An 18,429-nucleotide genomic window follows, 5' to 3' on the forward strand; every position below is an offset into this window, starting at 1 on the left:
TTCGTCGTGGTGCGTGCCGACGGGGTCGGGCGCACCGGTTGTGTTCGTTGCCCCCATCCTGCCTGGTCTCGGTCCCCCGGGCTCGATCGGTGGGGCCGGAGGCGGGGGTGTGGCGAAGATCGTCCGGGTCGGGTTCGGCGTTGACCTCGTGGCCGACCTGGGGGAGCATGCGCAGATCTGACGCATCGTCATATCCGCCGAGGAGGCACCACCCATGCTCGACCCCGAACCCCTCGCCGGCCAGGTCGCGATCGTCACCGGAGGTGGTGCGGGCATCGGCGGCGGGGTCTCCCGGCTGCTGGCCCGCGCGGGCGCGCTCGTGGTGCTCAACGACATCGACGCGGACTGGGCCGAGCAGGCGCGTACGGACATCGAGGCGGCCGGCGGGCGGGTGGAGGTGGTCCTCGGCGACATCCGGGAGTCGGCGACGGTGGAGCGGCTGCGCGACGCGGCGCTCGCGGCGGGCGGCGCGGACGTCCTGGTGAACAACGTGGGCGACTACCGGCCCTCGACCACCTTCCTGCGCAGTACGGAGGAGGAGTGGCGGGCGCTGCACGCGATCAACTTCGAACACGTGCTGCGGGTCACGCACGCGGTGTTGCCGTCGATGGTCGAGCGGGGCCGGGGGAGCATCGTGAACGTGTCGACGGTCGAGGCGCTGCGCGGCATCCCGGGGTGTCCGGTCTACTCCGCGTACAACGCCGCGATCATCGCGTTCACCAAGTCGCTCGCGGTCGATGTGGCGCGCAAGGGGGTTCGGGTCAACGCGATCGCCCCGGACATGGCGAACACGCCGCAGACGACATACGAGGCCAAATTGCGCGATCGCGACCCGGCGTTGATCGGTTCGTGGGTCCCGTTGGCGCGATTCGGCGAACCCGATGACTACGCGAAGGTTGTGCTCTTCCTGGCCAGTGCCGCATCGTCGTATGTGACGGGTCATCTGATCCCGGTGGACGGCGGGACCACGGCGGCCAGTGGGTGGTACGGCAGGGCCGACGGTCGTGGTTGGACCAACCTGCCGGACGGCGCGTGAGGGCACCTTCGTAGGGTGTCCCGTTGTCGTGCGGTCGCGGTCCGGTCGGATGGTTCGGGTGTGGTCCGGGTGTGGTCCGGGTCTCGTCCGGTTGTGGCGGGAGTCGGGAACCGGGTGACGGTTCCCGATCGTCGGGATGGCGACAGGACGACGACGGTGCGGCCGAAGGTCGGTCGAGCCGCTCGGATCAGGGCAGTTCGGCTCGAAACGAGTTCGGGACAACGTGAACGACACGGGTACGACCGGCCGATGCGTCACCGGGGGGACGACGGACATGGCACGTACGACGGTGAGGGCCTACCTCAATCTGGCCATCCTGGTCGCCGGGCTCGAACTCCTCGCCATCGGTGTCTGGTTCGTCCTCGAAGGTGTTCGGGTGAACCAGTCCGACAGCATGATGGTGGTGTACATCTGCGCGGCGGCGGGGCTGGCCTCGGTGATCTGGCTGGCGGGATACCGGCCCAGGGCCGACGAGCCGATCGAGTATCGCGACGACCGCGCGCTGCGCGACGCGCAGGCGCGCCTGGACCGGATGGACCCGGCCCGGCTCGCGGAGCACGTGGCCGAACTGTGCGAGCGGGACGGCCTGGCCGAGGTGGAGACGGTGCGGGTGGTAGAGGACGCGTACGCGGTGGACGTCCACGCCAGGCGCGGCGACGGGACACCGGCGGTGCTGCGCTGTCGCAGCGCGGACGGCCCGGGCCCGGTGGCGGGCGGCGTGGTCCAGGACTTCGTCTCCGCCCTCGACGCCGCTGCGGAACGCCCCGGCCCGCTCCTGCTGGCCACCACGGCCGGCTGCTTCTCCGCCAAGGCCGAAGCCCTGGCCGCCGACGCTGGCATCACCCTCCTCGACCGCTCGGCCCTGGCCCACTGGGAATGCGACAAGGAAACCCCGAAGCCTCTGGCCGCGTAGCCCCGATCCGGCTCGGCCAGGTTGAAACGATATCGATCAATCCATGCTAGTGATATCGTTTTGCATCTCGGGTCACCCATTGAAGGAGCGCCGCATGGCCAGAACCGTCATCGACCTCGACGACGACATGGTTGCCGAGGCCATGCGCATATACGGCACCAAAACGAAGGCCAAGGCTGTGCGCCTCGCGATGGAGGACGCCGTCAAGCGCCACCTTCGCCAGGAGTTCTTCGATGCCATGGACGCCGGCGAACTCGATTTCAGCGAGATCGTAGAGAGCACCGGGCCCCGCAACCCGGACGGCTCCCTCAAGCACCCGGGTGGCCAGGCAGCCTGATGCAGGACCGCTATCTGATCGACAAATCAGCCCTCGCGCGCTGGACGAAGCCGAACGTCAGAGAGGTGCTCAAGCCTCTCCACGAACGCTACTTCCTTGCCGTGTGCCAACCCACCGAGTACGAGATGATCCACTCGGCTCGGGATGTTGCGGAAGCCACGCGGATCAGTACCTGGCTCCACGCCTTCGACTATGTGTACAGCAGCGAGGAGATCTTTACCCGCGCGCTGGAGGTCCAACGACACGCGCTCGACGCCGGGTTTCACCGTGCTCTCTCGCTCCCGGACCTGCTTATCGCCGCCATCGCCGAACGGCACCGCCTGACCGTGCTCCACTACGACGGCGACTTCGACATGATTGCCGACCTCACCGGTCAACCCGCGCAGTGGGTCGTCCCACCGGGTAGCGCCGACCGTTGAGCACGGGGATCCGTCGGGCGTGGGTTCCGGGTGTTGATCGGATCGGGTCAGGCGCAGCAGCCGCCGCCGCAGCAGCCGCCTCCTGCGCCGCCTCCGGTGGGGCGGGGGGCGGAGGCGGCGCCGGTAACCGCGACCGTGGAGAGCAGCTTCGTGGTGTCGGCGTGGCCGGCCGGGCACGTGGCCGGGTCGTTGGAGGCGGCCATCGGGCGGTTGACCTCGAAGGTCACGTCGCAGGCGTGGCAGCGGTAGTCGTAGCGTGGCATGGGGCAAGGTTAGTGCCGGGTCGGGCGATGTTCGCCTTGCTCCCTGAGTTTCCCGCGATTCCCGCGATTCCCGATCGGATCTCGTTGTCGTTCCGTGCGGTGAGTGCCTTGGTCATGAAGACGCGACCGGCGCCGGGGGATCGCAGGGCACCTCTCCCAGGCGCTCCCATCTGCGGCTCGCCGAACTCGGGATCACCGTCCCGCCGCCTGGCTCGCGCCGGCCGCCGGTTCGGGCGTGCCTGGACTGGAGCGAGCGCCGCCCCCACCTGGGCGGAGCCGTGGGCGCCGCGCTATGCGCCCACGCACTCACCGTCGGCTGGGTCACCCGAATCGGCACGACCCGCGCGCTCGCCGTGACCCCCGCAGGCCGCCAAGCGCTCGACGACCACTTGGGCGTACGGGCGGTCGACCTATAACCAACCCCCGGACGGGTCAGCCCTTCGGCCCAGTGCTCTGGATCACCTCGAAGGACCACAGAGCCGAGTCGGTCGAGGCCGGCTTGGGCCGCTCGGCACCGTCAGCACCGCCACCATGCGCGGCCCGCATGGTCCCGGCCATCCACGCCTGAAAGTCCTCCTCGCTGCGCCAGCGGGTGTACACGAGGTACTTGTCGGTCCCCTCGACCGGCCGCAACAACTCGAACCACTCGAACCCGTCCTGCGAGTCCACCATCCCGGCACGCGACGCAAACCGCTGCTCCAGGGTCTCCCGCATCTCGGCGGGCACAGTCAACGCATTGATCTTCACCACAGACATGACCCCAGTCTGCCCGACCCCCCAGGCCCGGCCCGACCGACCGGGTGCCGCCCGGAGCGCAGGGATTGCCGGTCTTCCGGAACGGGCGGGCCGGCCCCCTGGCTCCCAGGTCGAAGCGGCGCCACACGGCCCGCACCTCGATTGCCACCGCCCGCTTGGGCCGGAACACGAGCCGCACCATGAACGTACGCCCCAGCCAGGTCGGTTGATCCGGCTCGTCGCGTGCAACACGGCGTGGACGCTCAGCGGCGTGTAACGACGAGTTTCGTACCGCCCGCGATCGAGCGGGAATACCTCGCCGCCGTCGCCGAGTTGGGCGAGGTCGCGGGATGGGTCCTGATCGACGCGAACCGGCACTCGGCCGCACTCGGTCGACCTCGGGAAGCGCTGAGACTGGCGCAACGGGTATTGGCCGACGACGCGCTGTCGCCGCGCCTACGCGCACTGTTCCGCCTCCGCGAGGCACGCGCGCAGGGCGAACTCCTCGTCACCGTGGTGGCCATCGTCGCGCCATAGGCGGCACGCGGGTCGTGTCCGGGGACTGTGACGGCCCCCGGCGCGGGGTGGGCAGCGCTCGGGGGCCGTCGTTTGGGGGGCGGTCAGGGGCGGAGGGGGCCTTCGCAGGTGTAGGTGGAGGTGGCCGCTTGGGCGTTGGGCCAGGGGGTTGGTTCGGTGAAGTGGCAGTTCATGTCGGCCAGGTTGTTCAGGGCGGCACCGGCCCGGGTCAGGATGAAGTAGTCGATCGTGGTGGCCATGGCGGTGTGCATTTCGCCGGGGGCGGTGGAGGGGATGTTGGCGGTGATCGCGCCCTCGCAGGTGAAGCGGGGGTGCTGGTCGTAGTACGCCGTGCATGAGGTCGGGTTGTTGGATGTGGACCGGTGGAAGACCTGGCGGATGTATTCCGGGCCCGTTGCGGCGAGTTGGGCTGTGGGGGTGTACTTCGCCACCGGGATGGTCAACGTGTCGACGCCGGCGATCTGTTGGTCCAGGTAGGTGTCGAACTCGGCCTGGTGGGTCGGGGCGCTCATGCGGTCGAGGAAGGCGTCGAAGCCCGCGACGTCGTTGGTGCGCAAGTAGGTGTACATCTCGGTGAGTTGGTCCGGGTGGTCGCGGCCGAGCATGGAGAAGAACGAGCCGGCGTAGGCGTAGTAGCGGAAGAAGTAGCCGGCGTCGTCGTATTTGAAGTGCAGGGCTTCGCGGACCGACGGGCGGCTGCCGTACTGTTGGATGTCGGAGATGATCTTTGTGACCAGTGACTTGCGCAGCTTCACGCCCTGGTCACGGGTCGAACCCGCCATGTACTCGGCCATGCCCTCGTCGAACGCGGTGGTTCGGTTGTCCGCGTACCACGGGCCCTGGCCGAACGAACCCGGCACCGCGTAGCGGCCGTTGAGGTAGTGCGTGTATTCGTGCCGGAACAGCTCCTCCAACTGGAGCTTGGAGTCACGCGGCACGACCCGCTGGTAGGTGTAGAAGGTGGCGCCGTCCTCGATGTACAGGCCGCCGTTGTTGGTGGCGTAGCCGTACAGGAACGGCTGGTAGGTGTGGTAGTCGGCCATGCTCGCGTAGAGCCGGACGGTCAGCTTGTGGTTCGGGTCGCCGGCCAGCGGCTGGTCGGTGCCGAGGGTGCGGAAGAACTGCTCCTTGACCTGCTTGGACGCGTAGTACAGCTGCTCGACCGTGGCCCGGTCGAGTGAGGTGTGCACCTCGATGTCGCCCAGGTCGTAGGTGTACGTGTTCGGGAAGACCTGCGCCTCGACGTCGGCCCGACACACCCCCGCCGCATGGCAACCGCCGTACGTCTCCAGCCAGTGCGCGATCTCGCTCCACGGCACCGAGAAGCGGCCGTACCAGCCCTCGGTGTCGGCGAGCAGGGCGCCCAGGCCCGTCACGGTCTCTGCGGTCAGGCTCGGGATGCGGCCGAGCCGGCCGTACTCGAACACGGCGTTGCGCAGCAGCCCGGCACTGGTCGGCACGTTCAGGTGGCGGTAGCCGACGAACGCCTTCAGCCCGGCGCGGTAGGCCGGGTCGGCCGCGACGGCGGACTGGTAGCCCGCGTCGCCGTTGGCGATGCCGTGGTACGCGAAGTTCTGGGCGGCCAGCGCCGCTTCCCTGCGGGTGGGGCTCTGCCACGCGTCGGTACTGCCGTCCATGTCACGTAGGACCCGGGCGGCCAGCGGCAGTTGGTGTTCGCGGACGCCGTCGACGTCGACGCTGATCAGGATCTCGCGCAGCAGCGCGCCCGAGGTGGGCGTGACGTCGAACGCGTGCGTCGCGGCGCGGAACGCGTCGGCCGCCGAGCTGATCGCGGCCACCGTCGCGGGGCCGCGCAGGTCGATCGCGGGGTTGTCCCAGTCGAGGTAGAGCGCAGCGTGCGTGAAGTACCAGAGTTCGTACAGGTGCGAGGCGTTGCCGCCGTCGTAGGCCGGGGCGAGCGCGGTGATCCGGGCCAGCACCGCCTGGAGGTGAGCCGGTGTCAACACCCGGCCCAGCTCCGGGGTGTAGGTCCACAGGAAGCCACGCAGACAGTCGGGCCCGACGTCGGCGCGGGTCAGGAAGTCGGCCAGCGCCTGCGGGGACAACGCGGCGAACTCGGCGAGCGTACAGCCGGGCACCGGCGCGGCGTCGGTCCGAAGTCGAGGCCCGAGCGGGAGGTCGGTCGCCGCCGGACCCCGGCCGGTGGGCGCGCCGTTGCCGCCGTCGAGCGGACCCGGGCCCCGGTCGGGGCCGAGGGGGAGCGGCGAACCGACCCGGTCGACCTCGTCTCCCGGGTCGGCCGCCGGCTGCGTGTTCACGTGCCCGACCCGGGAGTTCGTGTCCGGGGAGGGGCCGGCCGAGGCCGTCGGCGTGATTGCGATCGGCAACACACCGACGACCAGCGCCAAGAGGGGAACGCTTGTGGCAAACCACGTTCTACGGCGTGCGTGAGTGCTCATGTACGGCCCTTCGGGCGCAGGTGGGCCACGATCGGCGACCCACATCGAGAACACGACGTCGAGTACAATGGCACATGTCACAGGTGACATCCAGATGAAGTATTCGATGATTGTGGCCAACTCGCTCTCTGGTGGCGCGAGTCGCCGGTGAATTCCGCGAAGTCCCGTGCATGCCGCTGGTCGGCGCCGATGACAACGCGGCTTTTCTCCCCGGACCCGGTGACCATCGGCGGCCGAGCGACTACCGTCGGCCGCAGGCGGCCCGGCCCGCTTTCCGAGGCCGGTGGGGCCGCCGACGGTCCGTCATGCCCACTGCACGGCAAGGGAAGCGGAGGCTCGCGTGGTCTACAGTCAGCCCGGCCAACCGGACAGCATCGTCACGTTCGAACCGCGATACGACAACTACATCGGCGGCAAGTGGGTGCCGCCCGTGCAGGGTCGGTACATGGACGACATCACCCCCGTGACCGGTCAGCCGTTCTGCGAGGTGGCCCGCTCCACCGCCGAGGACGTCGAACTGGCCCTGGACGCCGCGCACGCCGCGGCCGACGCCTGGGGCCGGACCAGCGCCACCGAACGCTCGCTGCTCCTGCTCAAGATCGCCGACCGCATCGAGCAGAACCTCGAACGCCTCGCGGTCACCGAGACGTGGGAGAACGGCAAGCCGGTCCGCGAGACGCTGGCCGCGGATCTCCCGCTGGCCGTCGACCACTTCCGCTACTTCGCGGGTGTGATCCGGGCCCAGGAGGGGTCCATCTCGCAGCTCGACGAGGACACCGTCGCGTACCACTTCCACGAACCGCTCGGCGTGGTCGCGCAGATCATCCCGTGGAACTTTCCCATTTTGATGGCCACGTGGAAGCTGGCCCCCGCGCTGGCGGCCGGGAACTGCGTCGTGCTCAAGCCGGCCGAGCAGACGCCCGTGAGCATCCTGGTACTGATCGAGCTGATCGCCGACCTGCTGCCGCCCGGCGTGGTCAACGTGGTCAACGGCTTCGGCTTCGAGGCGGGCAAGCCGCTGGCAAGCAGCAGCCGGGTGGCCAAGGTCGCGTTCACCGGCGAGACCACCACCGGGCGACTGATCCTGCAGTACGCCTCGCAGAACATCATCCCCGTGACGGTCGAACTCGGCGGGAAGAGCCCGAACATCTTCTTCGCCGACGTGGCGGACGAGGACGACGACTTCTTCGACAAGGCCGTCGAGGGCTTCGTGATGTTCGCGCTGAACCAGGGCGAGGTCTGTACGTGTCCGTCCCGGGCGCTGATCCACGAGTCGATCTACGACCGGTTCATGGAACGGGCGTTGGCACGCACCCGGGCGATCGTGCAGGGCAATCCGCTCGATCCGGCGACGATGGTCGGTGCGCAGGCTTCCAACGATCAGTTGGAGAAGATCCTGTCGTATCTGGACATCGGTCGGCAGGAGGGTGCCGAGGTTTTGATCGGTGGTGCGCGCAAGACGGTCGAGGGCTTCGAGGACGGGTACTACGTCGAGCCGACGATCTTCAAGGGCACCAACGACATGCGGATCTTCCAGGAGGAGATCTTCGGTCCGGTGGTGTCGGTGACCACGTTCCGGGACGACGCCGAGGCGTTGCGGATCGCCAACGACACGCTGTACGGGCTGGGCGCGGGGGTGTGGACGCGGGATGCGACGCGGGCCTATCGGTTCGGGCGGGAGATCAAGGCAGGGCGGGTGTGGACCAACTGCTATCACGCCTATCCGGCACATGCGGCCTTTGGTGGGTACAAGGCCTCGGGGCTGGGGCGGGAGACGCATCGGATGATGTTGGGGCACTACCAGAACACCAAGAATCTGCTGGTGAGTTACTCGGCGAAGAAGCTCGGGTTCTTCTGAGTCGCGACGGCGGTCGTGGCGGTCGCGGAGGAGGAGGTGCGGTGATGTCGGACGCGGAGGGTGGGGCGGTCGAGCGGGTCGCGATCACCGGGGCCGCGGCCGAGCTGGTGGGGGAACTGGCGGCGGAGCATGGGCCGTTGTTGTTTCACCAGTCCGGTGGGTGTTGTGACGGGTCGTCGCCGATGTGTTATCCGCGGGGGGAGTTCCTGGTCGGCGATGCGGATGTGTTGCTCGGATGGGTCGCCGGTCAGCCGTTTTATATGTCGGCGGCGCAGTTCGAGTATTGGCGGCACACCCATCTGACCGTGGACGTGGTTCGTGGGCGCGGTGGCGGGTTCTCGGTCGAGGCGCCCACGGGGTGGCGGTTCCTGATTCGGTCTCGGGTCTTCAGCGATGAGGAGGCGCGGGTCGCGGGGGCGGAGGTGGTGTTGCCGGGCCTTCGGCATTGACGGGTGTTGTCGCGGAGGTGGCCTCGAACGCGCGGGCCGGGCGGGGCCGGGTGACCTGGCCTTGGTCGGGGTGGCCTCAAGCGCGCGGGCTGGGCCGGGTTGCCTGGCCTTCGGCCGGGGTGGCCTCAAGCGCCGGCCGGGCTGTATTGGCTGTCCCTGGCCGAGGTGGGCTCATGCGCGGGTTGGGCTGGGTTGCCTGGCCTTCGGCCGGGGTGGCCTCAAGCGCCGGCCGGGCTGTATTGGCTGTCCCTGGCCGAGGCGGCCTCAAGCGCCGGCCGGGCTACTTGGCCTCAAACGCCGGCCGGGCTGAGTGGCTTGGTCAGGCTGCTTGGGTTCCGGCTGGGTTGAGTGGTCCGGCTGGGTGTGTGTGGCGTTCCGGCCGGGTGGGTTGGGGGTGGGGCCGTGGTGGGTTGTTTGGTTGGGGTGCCCGCGGGGGGTCAGTCTTCTCGGCGGGTTCGGCGCATGCCGATGATCAGTGTGGCGGCCAGGAGGACTGCGATTACTGCGGCGAGGGTGTCGCGGAGGGTGTGGTCTTCGGGGCCGTTGATCAGGTTGCTCTGGTTGGCCATGTCGGCGGTGGGGGTCGGGGCCGGGCCGGTGTCTCGGAGCAGGCTTGGTAGGTCCAGGCCGCCGAATGTGGTTACCGTGCGGCCCGTGGAGACGGCCGCCAGGATCAGGGAGGCCAGGCGGACCGGGTCGTTGCCGGCCATCGTCTTGGCGCCCGCCGCGAGCCAGTCGGCCGCCGCGCCCGCCTCCGCGGGGTGGCCCGTCGCGGCCAGGGCCTGGACGGCCGTCGTGGTGGCCGCGAAGTCGGTGGGGCCGCCGAGGTGGTTGCCGCCGGCCTTGAGCTTGGCGGCCAGCCACGCGGCGCCGGCCTGCGCGGCGGCCTGCCGGTTCGGCTCGGCCCCGGGACAGGTCAGCGGCGTGACCGCGATCGACGGGGCGGCCACGGCCGGCTGGGTGCCGTAGCCCAGGGCCAGCACGGCGCGCGCGGTCAGCAGCGGATCGACCGGCGCACCCGGCCCACCGGCGAACGCCCCCCGGTCCGCGGCAGGCGCGTCGCACCGCAGCTGGGCCGCCCCGAGCGCGTCCGTCGGGGTGCGCCCCTGCGGCGTACGGAGCAGTTCCGGCGACGTGCCGGCCGTGACGATCGCGCTGGTCGCGGCGGCCGTCGCGGTCGCGTCACCGACCGCGTTCGGCCCTGGCACACTCGCGAACGAGCCGTCGGCGAGCTGCTTCGACCGCAGCCAGTCCACCCCTCGCGCCACCCGAGTGTCATACGTCCGCAGCGCCCGCAACGCCTCGATCGCGGTCGCCGTCGCCACGGTGTCCTCCCGCGCGCCATCGCACGGCACGCCCGGATCGGCCCGATACGCGGTGAACCCGCCGTCGGCGCACTGCTGCCCGAGCAGCCACTCGACCGCGGTCGGCGCCGGCTGCGTGTCGGTCGAGGCCAACGCCATGATCGCCAACGACTGCCGGTACACGCCGTCCGTGGTCGGGTCGGTCTTCCCGTACAGCGCGAGCGGCACCGGACCGCCCTGGGCCTTGGCCGTCGTGGTGTACCCGACCGCGGACACCGGCGTCGGCGTGTCGGCCGACGCCACGCCCCCCGTCCAAGCCGAGCACAACAGCGCCGTCGTGAGCACGGAGGCCGCCGCGGCGCGCCTGCGGCGTCGGGGGGAGGGCATGCATGGCCTTTCGTGAACGCCGATCGGAGCGAAGCGGATCCGATCGGATCGGACCTCGGTTCGGACCGCGGCACCGACCGCGGACCGGACCCGCCGACAGGCCCTTCGACAGGCCCGCCGCAAGTCCCGGCCAACCCTACCCGGGTGCCCCCTCGGCCCCGGGAGTCACAGGGCCGTATACCGCGCCGGGTCGCCCTGCGCCTCGGCCGCGGCGCGGCCCCGCTTGACCAGGTGGCGCAGGTGCGCGGCGGCCTCACTGAGCGCCAACTGCCGGTTCTGCGCGCCCAACCGGGCCCACGGGCGGTTCCAGTCCATGCCCTCGGCGATCTGCCACAGGGTCAGCGAGCGCTCGCGCAGCCGCGCGTGCAGCGCCGCGAGCCGTACCTCGTGCAACCGGGCCACCTCGGCCGCCCGGCCCGCCGCGTCCGTGAAGACGTGCTCGTGGGCGGGCAGTACGCCGGTGATCGGCAGCCGCGCGACACGTGTCAGCGAGGCGAGGAAGTCGCCGAGCGGATCGGCCTCCTCGGCGTCGTCGTAGAGCCCGATGTGCGGGGTGATCGACGGCAGCAGGTGATCGCCCGAGAGCAGCCGCCCGTCGCCGTCCTCCAGGTGCAGGCAGACATGGCCGGGAGTGTGGCCGGGCGTCCACACGGTACGCACCGCCCGCCCCGGCGCGGGCGCGAGTTCGCCGTGTACCAACTCCCGGTCGGGCACCGCGTAGCGCAGGCGCGGCCTCGTGCCGTCGTTCGCGCTCCGGGTCCGCAGCGCGGTCAGCGCGTCGACGGCCTCCTGCGGCGCGCCCGCGAGGGTCAGCACCTCCAGGTGGTGCCGCAACCAGGCCGCGCGCGGGGCGGCGTTGATCTGCTCGACCTGTTGCGCGTCGGCCGCGTGCAGCGCGATCCACGCGCCGGAGACCTCGCGCACCTTCTCCGACAACCCGTGGTGATCCGGGTGGGCGTGGGTGACCAGGACGCCGTGCACGTCCTCGATCGAGGTCCCGACCTCGACCAGGCCGTCGACGAGGGCACGGTAGGAGATCGGGTCGTCCCAGCCCGCGTCGACCAGGACCGGCCCGGCGTCGGTTTCGAGCACGTAGACGAGCGTGCAGCCGAGCGGATTGTTCGGGATCGGAACCGGAACGGTCCACACACCGTTGCCCAGATCGGCGACGGTGGGCGCATCGGCACGGGCAGCCGACTCGGCGGTGGGCACATCGGCGCCGGCGGCGGGCGACGAAGCTCCCACCGCCGACCCGGCGGCATCGGCATCCGGCACGGGAGGAATGGGGCGATCGGACGCGGTGGTCATGGGCGGCCTCCTTCTCGACGGTTCTCGAAGCGGCGCCCAACGGCCGCCGGACGGGAATCCGGCTCCGATGATCACCATAGAACACGTTCTCTCATACACCACCGGGCCGGTGATTTGAGGGGTCGTCAGATCGAGATCCGGCACGTACGATCCTTACCTGTCAGCCAGTGAGACTCCAGTCTCATTCGAGCCGTGAATCCGTTGTTCCCTCATCGGCGAACTGGTATCTGTTCTAGTCGGAGTTCTGCTCAACGTCCGCAAGCCCCACCCGCAAGCCCCTGTACCGCGCGCAGCGTGTGCGCACCGAGGAGGACCGTGATGACGGATATCGTGGAGCACAGCCAACTGGTCATCGGCGGACAGCTGGTCGACCCGCTGGGCACGGACACGATCGAGGTCGTCTCGCCGCACACCGAAGAGGTCATCGCGCGCGTTCCCCACGCGTCGACCGCCGACGTGGACGCCGCGGTCGCCGCCGCGCGCAAGGCGTTCGAAGAGGGCCCGTGGCCGCGGATGTCCCTGGACGAGCGCATCACCATCCTGGAGAAGATCCGCGACGGCTTCATGACGCGGTCGCAGGAACTCGCCGAGGTGGTCGCCTCGCAGAACGGCTCGCCGGTCGGCTGGGGCCTGTTCGCGCAGGCCATCGGCGCCGGGATGATCTACGACACCGTCGCCAAGATCGCCCGCGAGTACCGGTGGGAGGAGAAGCGCACCGGCCTGCTCAACCCGCTGCTCGTGCGCCGCGAGCCGGTCGGCGTGGTGGCCGCCGTGGTGCCGTGGAACGTTCCGCAGTTCGTCACCGCCGCCAAGCTCGCGCCGGCCATCGCGTCCGGCTGTACCGTCGTGCTCAAGCCGTCGCCGGAGACGCCGCTCGACTCGTACATCCTGGCCGAGATCTGCCGGGACGCGGGGCTGCCCGACGGTGTGCTGAGCATCGTCGCCGCGGACCGCGAGGTCAGCGAGTACCTGGTCGGCCACCCCGGCATCGACAAGGTCGCGTTCACCGGCTCGGTCGGCGCGGGCAAGCGGATCATGGAGGTCGCCGCGCGCAACCTCACCCGGGTCACCCTGGAGCTGGGCGGCAAGTCGGCGGCGATCATCCTGCCCGACGCCGACCTGGAGCACACCGCGACCACGCTGCTGCCGAACTCGTACATGAACAACGGCCAGGCGTGCGTGGCGCAGACCCGGATCCTGGCCCCGCGCGCCCGCTACGACGAGATCGCCGAGCGCTTCGCCGCGTGGGTCGGCGAACTCAAGGTCGGCGACCCGATGGCGGCCGACACCCAGGTCGGCCCGCTGGTGGCCAAGCGCCAGCAGCAGCGCTCGTTCGACTACATCCGCATCGGCCAGGAGGAGGGTGCCAAGATCCTCGCCGGCGGCGGTCGTCCCGAGGCGCAGGAGAAGGGCTGGTACGTCGAACCCACCCTGTTCGGCGATGTGGACAACTCGATGCGGATCGCCCAGGAGGAGATCTTCGGCCCGGTCGTGGCGCTGATCGCCTACGACGACGAGGAGCAGGCGATCGCCCTCGCGAACGATTCGGACTTCGGCCTGTCGGGCAGCGTCTGGACGACGGACATCGAGAAGGGGATCGACGTGGCCCGGCGGATCCGGACCGGTACGTACTCGGTGAACACGTTCGGCCTGGACTTCTTCGGCCCGTTCGGCGGCTACAAGAACTCGGGCATCGGCCGTGAGTTCGGTATCGAGGGGCTCGACGCGTACACCGAGGCCAAGTCCATCGCGCTGCCCGCGGGTTACGACGCGCAGATCTGACCGTCGCGGCCGCGGGCCGCGTGCGGGCGGACGCAGGAGTCGAGCGAAAGAGGAGTACTGATGGGTGATCGCTGGCGGGTCGAGGTCGACCGGAGCGTATGCATCGGGTCGGGCATGTGCATCGGCAGCGCGCCGAACGACTTCAAGCTGGACGCGGGTCGGCAGTCGCACCCGACGGCGGGGGAGACGGACGCCTCGGACGCGATCCTGGAGGCGGCCGAGAGCTGCCCGGTCGAGGCCATCTCGATCGTGGACGCGGCCTCCGGCGCGGCCGTGTTCCCGCCGGACTAGGCCCTGGCGCGAGTGCTCCGGCCGGGCCGAAGCGGGCCCGGCCGGGTGCCCTCGCGGGAGGGGCGGGGGGCCTCAGTCCTCCGGGATCAGCCGGCAGACGGTTTCGATGTCGGTGCGGACCTGGGCGATCGAGGCGCGGCCGTTGAGCCAGGCGATCAGGGACGAGTGCCACGTGTGGGTGATCACCCGGATCACCGCCAACTCCTCCGTGGTCGGTTCGCTCGGCGGCTCGTCGCCGCTGATCGCCTCCAGGATCATCGAGGTGGTCTCCCGGCTGACCGTGTCCACCTCGGCGCCGACCGAGCGGTCGGCGAACTGGAGCGCCCGCATCATCGCCTCGGTCAGGTGCGGCTCGCGCTGCATCCCCTTGAACGCCCGGAGCAGGGTGTCCACCACCCGCTCACGCGCGCCGACGCTCTTCGGCGGGCGGCGGCGCAGCTGGCTGTGCAGCTGATCCAGCTGGTCGTACATGGTGGCCACCAGCAGATGCACCTTGGACGGGAAGTAGCGGTACAGCGTGCCGAGCGCCACCTCGGACAGCTCCGCGACCTCGCGCATCTGTACCGATTCGTAACCGCCTCGGGCGGCCAGTTGGGTGGTCGCGCGCAGGATGCGGCGTCGGCGTGCCTCCTGGCGCTCGGTCAGCGGCGCCCGGTCGGCCTTCGTATACGTCGTCATGTCAGCCTCTCGATGCGCGGCGGTCCGCCGGGCGGTGTGTTACGGGTCACGCGGTGCACGTCGCAGTGGGTACCCGGCGGTATCTTGGCTGCTCTCCGACGGGCACATACTGAAACCTGTTCTAGATTACGCGACTACTATGCTCCGACGAGGGCAGCGATAGGGGGCCATTCGTGACACGGGAGACCGCATCCGCTGTGAACGCCCAGGTGGGCCCGGCGCGGACCTCCCCGGAGCGACCCCTGCGAATCGCCCTGCTGGCGTATCGGGGCGACCCGTACTGCGGCGGACAGGGAGTTTACGTCCGCCACCTCTCCCGCGAACTCACCAGGCTCGGACACGAGGTCGAGGTGATCTCCGGCCCGCCGTACGCGGTCGTGGACGAGGGCGTGAAGCTGACCACGCTGCCCAGCCTGGACCTGTATCGCGAACCGGATCCGTTCCGGATGCCCAAGCTGCGCGAGTATCGCGACTGGATCGACGTGCTAGAGGTCGGCGGCATGCTGACCGCGGGCTTTCCCGAGCCGCTGACCTTCTCGCTGCGCGCGTGGCGCCACCTCGCGGCCCGGCGCGGCGAGTTCGACGTCGTGCACGACAACCAGACGCTGGGCTACGGGCAACTCGCGCTGCCCCGGCTCGGGTTCCCGCTGGTCACCACGATCCACCACCCGATCACCGTGGACCGCGCGCTGGAGATCGGCGAGGCCACGACGCTGCGGCGCAAGGCCACGCTGCACCGCTGGTACGGGTTCACCACCATGCAGAAGCGGGTCTCCGCGCGGCTGACCGAGGTGGTCACCGTCTCCGGCTCGTCCAAGGCCGAGATCGTCGACCACCTGGGCGTCTCGCCCAGTCGGGTCACCGTGGTGCCGGTGGGCGCCGACACCGACCGGTTCGCGCCGGATCCCTCGGTGGCCAAGGTGCCCGGACGGATCGTGACCACGGCGAGCGCGGATGTGCCGCTCAAGGGCCTGATCCACCTGGTCGAGGCGCTGGCCAAGCTGCGCGTCGAGCACGACCGGGTCGAACTCGTGGTGGTCGGCCGGCCCAAGGGCGACGGTCCCGTGTTGCGCGCGATCGAGCGGCTGGGGCTGGGCTCGGCCATCCGCTTCGTGTCCGAACTCACCGACGACGAGCTGGTCGACCTGATCCGCAGCGCCGAGATCGCCTGCGTGCCGTCGCTCTACGAGGGCTTCTCGCTGCCCGCCGCCGAGGCGATGGCGTGCGGCACGGCGCTGGTGGCGAGTACGGGCGGGGCGATCCCGGAGGTCGCCGGGCCGGACGGGGTGACCTGCCTGGCGGTGCCGCCGGGCGACCCGGAGGCACTGCGCGCGGCCCTGGGCCGACTGCTCGACGACCCCGAACTGCGGGCCCGGCTGGCCGAGGCGGGCCGCGCCCGGGTGCTCGAACGGTTCACCTGGCGCAATACGGCGGTGCGTACCGTGGAGCGGTATCGGGCCGCGCTCGCGGCCGGTCCGACCGTGCCGAGCACGGCCGGTGCGGGGCGACGCGGGTTGACCGAGAGAGCGAGCGACGTGCTGCTCGGCCGGTCGCCGTTCGGGCGGGTGTCGTCCGCGAAGCCCGCCGTCGGATCCCGAAACAGCTGACCCCAGCCCATCCTCGCCGGGCGCCCCCGCAACCGGTTCGCGCACTACGAGACGGAGTCGCCGACTTGCTCACCGTGGATTTCTCCCGCTTTCCGCTGGCCCCCGGGGATCGGGTCCTGGACATGGGTTGTGGCGGTGGCCGGCACGCCTTCGAGGCATACCGGCGCGGCGCCGACGTGGTCGCGCTGGATCAGAACGCGAAGGACATCGCCGAGGTCGACGCGATGTTCGCCTCCATGCGGGCGGCCGGCGAGGTCCCGGCCGGGGCGCGCGCCGAGGCGATGGTCGGTGACGCGCTGGCGCTGCCCTTCCCGGACGCGAGCTTCGACCGGGTGATCATCTCCGAGGTGCTGGAGCACATCCCGGACGACAAGGGCGTGCTGGGCGAGCTGTTCCGGGTGCTCAAGCCGGGCGGGCTGGCCGCGATGACGGTGCCGCGCTACGGGCCGGAGAAGATCTGCTGGGCGCTGTCCGACGCGTATCACGAGGTCGAGGGCGGGCACATCCGGATCTACAAGGGCGACGAGTTCGCGGCCCGGATCCGCGAGTCGGGACTGCGGCCGTACGGGACGCACCACACGCACGCGCTGCACTCGCCGTACTGGTGGATCAAGTGCGCGGTCGGCGTGGACAACGACAAGGCGCTGCCGGTCCGGGCGTGGCACAAGCTCCTGGTCTGGGACATCATGAAGCGCCCGCTGGCCACGCGGCTCGCGGAGAAGGCGCTGGATCCGCTGATCGGGAAGAGCCTGGTGGTCTATGCGACCAAGCCGCGGCCGACGGGGGAGACGGACACCGGAGCCGGGGTCGCGGGGGCCGCACGGGCCGTCGGTCCCGACGGGACGCTCGACGGGGCGGGCGCATGAGCCTCGCCCGGCCCGGATCCGAGCCGGCGCTCGAACTGCTGGCGCTGGAAGGCGTGCTGACCGTCGATCAGGTCGCCGCGACGATCGACGGCATCGCCGCGGTACAGCGGCCCGACGGGTCGATCCCGTGGTTCGTCGGCGGACACCTCGACCCGTGGGACCACACCGAGGCCGCGATGGCTCTGGACGTGGCCGGCCGGCACGCCGAGGCCGAGCGGGCCTATCGCTGGCTGGCGAGCCGCCAGGAGCCCGACGGCTCGTGGTACGCGGCGTACGTGGACGGCGAGGTGACCGACCGCAACAAGGAGGCCAACTTCACCGCCTACCTCGCGGTCGGCCTGTGGCACCACCATCTGCTCACCGGGGACGAGGAGTTCCTGGTCCGGATGTGGCCGAAGCTGCGCGCGGCGATGGGCTTCATCCTCGAACTCCAGGCCCCCGGCGGCGAGATCCGCTGGAAGCGGGACGAACACGGCGTGCCGGTACCGGACGCGCTGCTCACCGGGTCGGCGAGCATGTACCAGGCGCTGCGCTGCGCGCTGGCCATCGCGGAACACCTCGGCGAGCCGCAGCCCGACTGGGAGTTGGCGGCGGGTCGACTGGGCCACGCGGTGCTCTCGCACCCGGAGCGGTTCCTGGACAAGAGCCGCTATTCGATGGACTGGTACTACCCGATCCTGGGCACCGCGCTGCGCGGGCCGGCCGCGGACGAGCGGATCAAGGACGGGTGGGACACCTTCGTGGTGCCGGACCTGGGCGTGCGGTGCGTCTCGGACCGGCCGTGGGTGACCGGCGCGGAGAGTTGCGAACTGGCCATCGCGCTGTGGGCGTTGGGCGAGAGCGACCGGGCGGTGGAGATCGTCTCGTGGATCCAGCGGCTGCGCCACGAGGACGGCCTGTACTGGACCGGCTACGTTTTCGAGGACGACGCGATCTGGCCGGTGGAGCGCACGGCCTGGACGGCGGGCGCGATGATCCTGGCCACGGCGGCACTAGGCGGCGAACCGGCAACGACGGCGGTCTTCGGCGGCACCCCCACGGCCTACGAGGGCGACGGCCTGCCGGTGGGCTTGGACCCGGCACAGGTGCGGTGCGGGTCGGATATCTGCGTGAGGGGCTGAGGGGCTGACGGGCTGACGGGCGGGCGTCCCGCCCGGCTTCCTCGCGACTCCGGCGCCTTGCCCCGCTCACCCTGCGACTCCGGCGCACCGCCCCGCTCCCCGACCCCGGCATCCCGCC

Annotated in this window: 18 protein-coding genes and 1 pseudogene; 13 read left to right on the forward strand and 6 right to left on the reverse strand. The window is 70.5% G+C overall.

From position 1 onward, the window contains the following. The first annotated feature begins 214 nt into the window (after window positions 1-214). The 4 genes from ACMXN5_RS23360 to ACMXN5_RS23375 all read left to right on the forward strand — a co-directional run bounded on the left by ACMXN5_RS23360 (window position 215) and on the right by ACMXN5_RS23375 (window position 2,705). A complete protein-coding gene (locus ACMXN5_RS23360) occupies window positions 215-1,036 on the forward strand; it encodes an SDR family NAD(P)-dependent oxidoreductase (protein WP_439676835.1) in 822 nt (273 codons plus the stop codon). A 274-nt stretch (window positions 1,037-1,310) separates the two neighbouring features. After that, window positions 1,311-1,949: a restriction endonuclease gene (locus ACMXN5_RS23365; RefSeq protein ID WP_439676836.1), complete on the forward strand. Its 639-nt coding sequence runs from the start codon at window positions 1,311-1,313 to the stop codon at window positions 1,947-1,949. A gap of 94 nt (window positions 1,950-2,043) precedes the next feature. Further along, complete coding sequence (locus tag ACMXN5_RS23370; RefSeq protein WP_439676837.1) at window positions 2,044-2,286, forward strand: type II toxin-antitoxin system VapB family antitoxin; 243 nt, start codon at window positions 2,044-2,046, stop codon at window positions 2,284-2,286. Beyond that, entirely contained in the window at window positions 2,286-2,705 is a 420-nt protein-coding gene (locus ACMXN5_RS23375; protein WP_439676838.1) for a PIN domain nuclease, read from the forward strand. Before ACMXN5_RS23370 ends, ACMXN5_RS23375 begins: the two co-directional genes overlap by 1 nt. Before the next feature lie 47 nt (window positions 2,706-2,752). Here ACMXN5_RS23375 and ACMXN5_RS23380 read toward each other — a convergent pair whose 3' ends face one another. Further along, on the reverse strand, window positions 2,753-2,968 hold the full coding sequence (locus tag ACMXN5_RS23380) for an FmdB family zinc ribbon protein (RefSeq protein WP_439676839.1): 216 nt from the start codon (window positions 2,966-2,968) through the stop codon (window positions 2,753-2,755). Window positions 2,969-3,144: 176 nt separating this feature from the next. On the opposite strand from ACMXN5_RS23380, the pseudogene ACMXN5_RS23385 reads away from it, so the two are divergent. Continuing rightward, window positions 3,145-3,384: pseudogene (locus ACMXN5_RS23385) on the forward strand (transcriptional regulator); the annotation flags it as partial. Window positions 3,385-3,400: 16 nt separating this feature from the next. On the opposite strand, the gene ACMXN5_RS23390 reads toward ACMXN5_RS23385, so the two are convergent. After that, the gene (locus ACMXN5_RS23390; protein ID WP_395788283.1) at window positions 3,401-3,724 is read right to left on the reverse strand and encodes an antibiotic biosynthesis monooxygenase family protein; all 324 of its coding nucleotides are present in this window, start codon (window positions 3,722-3,724) and stop codon (window positions 3,401-3,403) included. A gap of 234 nt (window positions 3,725-3,958) precedes the next feature. Between ACMXN5_RS23390 and ACMXN5_RS23395 the strand changes: the two genes are divergently transcribed. Further along, window positions 3,959-4,240, forward strand: a complete 282-nt coding sequence (locus tag ACMXN5_RS23395) for a hypothetical protein (RefSeq protein ID WP_439676840.1) — start codon at window positions 3,959-3,961, stop codon at window positions 4,238-4,240. 83 nt (window positions 4,241-4,323) lie between these two features. Here the strand turns inward: ACMXN5_RS23395 and ACMXN5_RS23400 are convergent, their stop codons facing one another. After that, complete coding sequence (locus ACMXN5_RS23400; protein WP_439676841.1) at window positions 4,324-6,519, reverse strand: collagenase; 2,196 nt, start codon at window positions 6,517-6,519, stop codon at window positions 4,324-4,326. A 481-nt stretch (window positions 6,520-7,000) separates the two neighbouring features. Between ACMXN5_RS23400 and adh the strand changes: the two genes are divergently transcribed. Continuing rightward, the gene (gene adh / locus ACMXN5_RS23405; RefSeq protein WP_439676842.1) at window positions 7,001-8,518 is read left to right on the forward strand and encodes an aldehyde dehydrogenase; all 1,518 of its coding nucleotides are present in this window, start codon (window positions 7,001-7,003) and stop codon (window positions 8,516-8,518) included. Between the two features lie 44 nt (window positions 8,519-8,562). Continuing rightward, on the forward strand, window positions 8,563-8,967 hold the full coding sequence (locus tag ACMXN5_RS23410) for a DUF779 domain-containing protein (RefSeq protein WP_395788289.1): 405 nt from the start codon (window positions 8,563-8,565) through the stop codon (window positions 8,965-8,967). 437 nt (window positions 8,968-9,404) lie between these two features. On the opposite strand, the gene ACMXN5_RS23415 is transcribed toward ACMXN5_RS23410, so the two are convergent. Together ACMXN5_RS23415 and ACMXN5_RS23420 are read right to left on the reverse strand one after the other, a co-directional pair. Continuing rightward, window positions 9,405-10,658 carry a prenyltransferase/squalene oxidase repeat-containing protein gene (locus ACMXN5_RS23415; protein ID WP_439676843.1) on the reverse strand — a complete coding sequence of 418 codons (1,254 nt, stop codon included), beginning with the start codon at window positions 10,656-10,658 and terminating at the stop codon, window positions 9,405-9,407. A 165-nt stretch (window positions 10,659-10,823) separates the two neighbouring features. Further along, the gene (locus ACMXN5_RS23420) at window positions 10,824-11,966 is read right to left on the reverse strand and encodes an MBL fold metallo-hydrolase (RefSeq protein WP_439676844.1); all 1,143 of its coding nucleotides are present in this window, start codon (window positions 11,964-11,966) and stop codon (window positions 10,824-10,826) included. Between the two features lie 318 nt (window positions 11,967-12,284). On the opposite strand from ACMXN5_RS23420, the gene ACMXN5_RS23425 reads away from it, so the two are divergent. Further along, on the forward strand, window positions 12,285-13,748 hold the full coding sequence (locus ACMXN5_RS23425; RefSeq protein ID WP_379995797.1) for an aldehyde dehydrogenase: 1,464 nt from the start codon (window positions 12,285-12,287) through the stop codon (window positions 13,746-13,748). 60 nt (window positions 13,749-13,808) lie between these two features. Continuing rightward, window positions 13,809-14,039: a ferredoxin gene (locus tag ACMXN5_RS23430; RefSeq protein ID WP_439676845.1), complete on the forward strand. Its 231-nt coding sequence runs from the start codon at window positions 13,809-13,811 to the stop codon at window positions 14,037-14,039. A gap of 72 nt (window positions 14,040-14,111) precedes the next feature. Here ACMXN5_RS23430 and ACMXN5_RS23435 read toward each other — a convergent pair whose 3' ends face one another. Beyond that, window positions 14,112-14,717, reverse strand: a complete 606-nt coding sequence (locus tag ACMXN5_RS23435) for a TetR family transcriptional regulator (protein WP_379995801.1) — start codon at window positions 14,715-14,717, stop codon at window positions 14,112-14,114. 197 nt (window positions 14,718-14,914) lie between these two features. Between ACMXN5_RS23435 and ACMXN5_RS23440 the strand changes: the two genes are divergently transcribed. The 3 genes from ACMXN5_RS23440 to ACMXN5_RS23450 all read left to right on the forward strand — a co-directional run bounded on the left by ACMXN5_RS23440 (window position 14,915) and on the right by ACMXN5_RS23450 (window position 18,311). Then, window positions 14,915-16,324, forward strand: a complete 1,410-nt coding sequence (locus ACMXN5_RS23440) for a glycosyltransferase family 4 protein (protein ID WP_439676846.1) — start codon at window positions 14,915-14,917, stop codon at window positions 16,322-16,324. A 65-nt stretch (window positions 16,325-16,389) separates the two neighbouring features. Further along, entirely contained in the window at window positions 16,390-17,190 is an 801-nt protein-coding gene (locus tag ACMXN5_RS23445) for a class I SAM-dependent methyltransferase (RefSeq protein ID WP_439676847.1), read from the forward strand. Continuing rightward, window positions 17,187-18,311, forward strand: a complete 1,125-nt coding sequence (locus ACMXN5_RS23450; RefSeq protein WP_439676848.1) for a prenyltransferase — start codon at window positions 17,187-17,189, stop codon at window positions 18,309-18,311. The genes ACMXN5_RS23445 and ACMXN5_RS23450 overlap by 4 nt, the downstream gene beginning before the upstream one ends. The last annotated feature ends 118 nt before the right edge of the window (window positions 18,312-18,429 follow it).

The sequence above is a fragment of the Embleya australiensis genome, assembly GCF_051903075.1.
Lineage (GTDB): Bacteria > Actinomycetota > Actinomycetes > Streptomycetales > Streptomycetaceae > Embleya.